At 58.5% G+C, this 2,916-nt stretch carries 4 protein-coding genes; all 4 read left to right on the forward strand.

What is annotated here, in order from left to right; genetic code table 11:
• Positions 1-778 (forward strand): HPr family phosphocarrier protein (locus JJE47_12380; GenBank protein ID MBK5268221.1); only part of this gene is annotated, 778 nt, incomplete at its 5' end.
• A complete protein-coding gene (locus JJE47_12385) occupies positions 778-1,071 on the forward strand; it encodes a hypothetical protein (GenBank protein MBK5268222.1) in 294 nt (97 codons plus the stop codon). The genes JJE47_12380 and JJE47_12385, both read left to right, overlap by 1 nt.
• 230 nt (positions 1,072-1,301) lie before the next feature.
• Positions 1,302-1,706: a hypothetical protein gene (locus JJE47_12390; protein ID MBK5268223.1), complete on the forward strand. Its 405-nt coding sequence runs from the start codon at positions 1,302-1,304 to the stop codon at positions 1,704-1,706.
• A gap of 374 nt (positions 1,707-2,080) precedes the next feature.
• Positions 2,081-2,812, forward strand: coding sequence for a hypothetical protein (locus JJE47_12395; GenBank protein ID MBK5268224.1), 732 nt, complete (start codon positions 2,081-2,083; stop codon positions 2,810-2,812).
• The last annotated feature ends 104 nt before the right edge of the window (positions 2,813-2,916 follow it).

Consider the following 2,916-nt stretch of genomic DNA (forward strand, 5'->3'; position numbering starts at 1 on the left):
GCTGTGGCTCGTCAACGGACTCCATGCCGCCACTGCGTATTTGGGAATCGCCAAGGGGTACGGCTACATCCACGAGGCGGTGGCGGATCCGTCGATTCATGCCGTTATCTCAGACCTGGCGGACACCATGGTCAACATTCTTGGCGATCAATACCCGAGTTTCCCGGCCGGCGAGTTCACCAAAACTGCCGAAACCAGTCTGGTTCGGTTCGCCGATGCCGACCTGGCGGATCCGGTCCGACGAGTGGCGCGTAATCCCGTCCAAAAGCTCGGGGCCAGTGAGCGCCTGGTCGGACCAGCTATTGCAGCCGCCGGGCGGGGAGCGAACACCGAGGCATTCGTGACCGTCATCTCCGCTGCTCTGAAGTTGGCCGACCGCGAGGTCCCCGGTTGGGACGAACTCCAGTCCGTCGTCGACGACTGGGCGGGGTGGCTTTCGAACCAGGGCGTTCCAGCCGAACTTATCGCAGACATCGAACTACAAATGAACCAAAACGGGGGAGGATCGAACATGGTCACTGAGAATATTGTCATCGCGAATCCATCGGGCCTGCATGCCCGACCTGCATCACTGATCATTGAAAAGGTCAAGCAGTTGTCGGCAACCATTGAGATTCTCAAGGGTGAAAAGAAAGCCAATGCCGCCTCGATCATGAGTGTCCTGGCGCTCGGCGCGGCCACCGGCGACGAGGTCACCGTTACCGCAGACGGTGACGATGCGGCTGAGGCTTTTGCGTTTGTGAAAGATGTCCTCTTATCGACCGATGGGGAACACTGATGGCTCGCCAGACTCAGGCTGAGTTGCTGGTTACCGCAGCCCGACTGTTCGAAGCCGAACCCGATCCAACCGGCGCAGTCGACCTCATCGGCAAGAAGGGCAGCATTATCGTGGCGGCTGCCCCGGCTGACCTCAAAGCCGCCTTCAAGCGTTTGAAAAAGATCCCCGGCTACCGGTGGGTCGTCCTGCACCGTGAAGACCTGTTCCTTGCCAACAACCTGTCGATTGGCAGCAAGGCCGGAATGATGGATGAGCAGGGCAACGTGTTGAAGGAAGCCGCCCTCCCGCGCTAAATGCCGTAGCCGCGGGTCGAGTGTGCATACGTGTGCTCATATTGAATCTGGATGCACACTCGACGGTCGAGCAGCCAGGGTTTTGCACGGGTGGGGTCCTTTTACTCTGTTGCATTTGGCGGGGAAGCGAGACATTGGAGTGTGGAGACGGTTCAACTGGTGTGATGACGCCAGAGGGATAGTTGGAGCGGCTGGCGACGAAGGTCTCTTCGCTCCGAAAGGAGGTTCCCATGTATACCGTCGATCCAGGGACCGTGAGGCCCCAAGAAAAAGTTGGCGGGGTGACTGTTCCTCAGACACCAACGTCAGTGGTTCCTCTACTCACAGTTATGGGCGTGGTGGCTGTCATCGTTGCCGCGGTGGTAGCAATCGTGTTGCTCGTCGGAGGTCCGGCGGCTGAGGTTCACGATTCGTGGATGAACGTGCCGGTGTCTTCGGGCGGCTTCGCAGCTGACGGCGTTCACGATTCATGGATGGCAACGGGGGTCGTTCCCGCGCTTGAGGTTCATGACTCTTGGATCACGCTGCCAATCGGTACGCCAATTGGTACCCCGATCGGTACCCCGTTTGCAGTAACCGGGGTCGTTTTCCCGCTCGAGACTTTTGAGCCGGGCCACTCGTATGGGACGCCCTAACCTCGAGACCCATGACTCGTAAATGAAGACCGGTAGCTGATAGAGACGCAGCGTCCGCCTCCCCCCGGAGGCGGACGCTGTTTTTGTTCGAGCGCCGTATCGAGGCTGACGACATTCCGGTCCGATCGAACGAGTGTGCATCCAGGTTCGATAGTGCAAATCGTATGCACACTCGTTGTTGCGGTAGGTGTGGTGCGCGAAAATCAGCCTCGACCGGGCGCCGGTTGGCTTCTATCATGTTTGATAGTCACGTTACGTGGTTGGAGAGATCTCTCGTTGACAACCTATTGCGATATATAGCAATATAGAGCGATAGTTGTTGGAGTGGGAGCCGGTATGGACGAGCCAACGTTCCGGCGAGTAAGGGCCAAACGATGATCAAGCAGGGGAGTGCGACTGTCGTCACCGCTTTGTTGATCGCGTCCTGCTCGAACCCCGCGACCACCACCACCACGACTGTCGCCGGCGCTCCAACTACCTCGCCAGCCCCAACTCCCACGACCTCGCCGAGCACCACGATTCCTACGACCACGACGGCGACGTTGAGTCCGCCAACCACGATAAGTCCCGAGACGGTGGGTAGTCCGGCTGCCCTTGAAGCGCTGATCGACGAAGTGGTGGCCGAAGTAGGCGAAGCCAACCTGGGGGGTCGCGAGAACATCCCCTTCCTCGACATCAACAACCCGGACCCTATAGCTGCGATGAAGTCAATCATTGCGTTCGATGTGTGGGTCATCACCACATGGCCGGACCCCCCGATGGTCAACGTTTACACGGTTGATGGTTCGCAGGCTCGTAACCTCTACAGTCGTGGCGCGAACTCCTTCTTCAAAGGTGGCTCACGGGTCGTTTATCTGGAGCAGGGTTATCGAGCCGCCGGATATCACGTGGCGAGTCCTGAGGAAGTCTTGTCTCCAGAGGTGGTCGAATCGCTTCCTTCAGGGGCCGTCGCAATCTCATATACGTCATCGAGTGGCCCATTCGAGGTGCGTAGGGTTGATGACGAATCGACGGACGCTTCGTCTGATGGATGGCCTTCTAGACCGGTGGTAACAGTGATAGTGCCAACAAACTACGGGTGGCAGGTGTGGTACGAACAGAACTGAAACGCCAGACGAGGTCGTCCGGGCCGGTCTTATTATCTCTAGTTCTACTCGCAGCTTTTGCGACAACGGCCTTTGCGTCAGCGACCGGCGAGGGCGGTCTTGAC

Source organism: Acidimicrobiia bacterium (assembly GCA_016650365.1).
In the GTDB taxonomy this organism is placed as follows: Bacteria; Actinomycetota; Acidimicrobiia; order Spongiisociales; family JAENVV01; genus JAENVV01.

Bases quoted from the DNA above. Each gene is read 5' to 3' on its own strand.
- JJE47_12390 (MBK5268223.1), top strand. From the start codon at position 1,302: ATGTATACCGTCGATCCAGGGACCGTGAGGCCCCAAGAAAAAGTTGGC.
- JJE47_12395 (MBK5268224.1), top strand. From the start codon at position 2,081: ATGATCAAGCAGGGGAGTGCGACTGTCGTCACCGCTTTGTTGATCGCG.
- JJE47_12385 (MBK5268222.1), top strand. From the start codon at position 778: ATGGCTCGCCAGACTCAGGCTGAGTTGCTGGTTACCGCAGCCCGACTG.